The sequence below is a fragment of the Ruegeria sp. N7 genome, assembly GCF_056531345.1.
The window spans coordinates 1-1,231 of record NZ_JBQFLR010000051.1; the positions used below are offsets into that span (position 1 = coordinate 1).

General features: G+C 56.7%; 1 protein-coding gene. It reads left to right on the top strand.

Annotated elements, in window-relative coordinates; translation table 11 throughout:
* The first annotated feature begins 63 nt into the window (after positions 1-63).
* A protein-coding gene (locus ACR0ES_RS20150; RefSeq protein WP_480547728.1) for an IS3 family transposase occupies positions 64-1,193 on the top strand; the annotation gives its coding sequence in 2 pieces (ribosomal slippage) (positions 64-307 and positions 307-1,193; 1,131 coding nt in all).
* Positions 1,194-1,231 lie beyond the last annotated feature (38 nt).

Sequence of the window (1,231 nt, forward strand, 5' to 3'; positions counted from 1 at the left end):
TGGACGTGTCGCGGTTTGCTGCCGCTCCTTTGATAGCATTTATTGCAGCAAAGGAGACGAACTATGGGACTGAAACGGACGGACGAATTTCGCGCTGACGCTGTGCGGATCGCACTGACGAGCGGGCTGACGCGCAAGCAGGTAGCATCTGATTTGGGCGTTGGTCTTTCGACACTGAACAAGTGGGTGACAGCACATCGTGACACTGAGGTGGTGTCTGACAAAGACCTCGACCTTGCCCGAGAGAACGAACGACTTCGACGTGAAAACCGCATCCTGAAGGAGGAGAGGGACATCCTAAAAAAGGCCACAGCCTTCTTCGCGAGCCAAAAGCCATGAGGTTCCGGTTCATCGAAGAGCATGGCCACGAATTCCCGACCAACCGCCTTTGCCAGGTTCTGGATGTCAGTTCACGTGGACTGCGCGCCTATCGCAGCCGCCCAGCCAGCCAAAGACAGCGAACCGACATGGTGGTCTTGGCGCATATCAAGGAACAATCCCGTCTCAGCCTGGGCAGCTATGGCCGTCCACGGATGACTGAAGAGCTGAAGGAGCTTGGCCTGCCCATCGGCCATCGCCGCGTTGGCCGATTGATGCGCGAGAATGGCATACGCGTCGAACGATCCAAGAAATACAAAGTAACGACCGACAGCAACCACGCCTTCAATATCGCGCCCAACCTGCTGAACCGGGACTTCCGTGCGGATCAGCCGAACCAGAAGTGGGCAGGCGACATCAGTTATGTCTGGACGCGAGAAGGCTGGCTCTATCTGGCTGTTGTTCTCGACTTGCATTCACGTCGCGTGATCGGTTGGGCCGTGTCGAACCGAATGAAGCGTGATCTGGCGATCCGGGCTTTGGAAATGGCTGTGGCGCTGCGGCAGCCGCCAAAGGGATGCATTCACCACACCGACCGTGGCAGCCAATACTGCTCACACGACTACCAGAAGCTCCTGCGTCAGCACGGCTTCCAAGTATCGATGAGTGGCAAGGGAAATTGTTACGACAACTCGGCAGTCGAGACCTTCTTCAAGACCATCAAGGCAGAGCTGATCTGGCGCAGGTCGTGGCACACGCGACGAGACGCGGAACTGGCAATCTTCCAGTACATCAATGGCTTCTACAATCCGCGGCGAAGGCACTCAGCATTGGGCTGGAAAAGCCCTGTCGCATTCGAAAGGAAAGTGGCTTAAACGAGCACTTGGGGCGGCACAAAAACGGGACAGGTCCA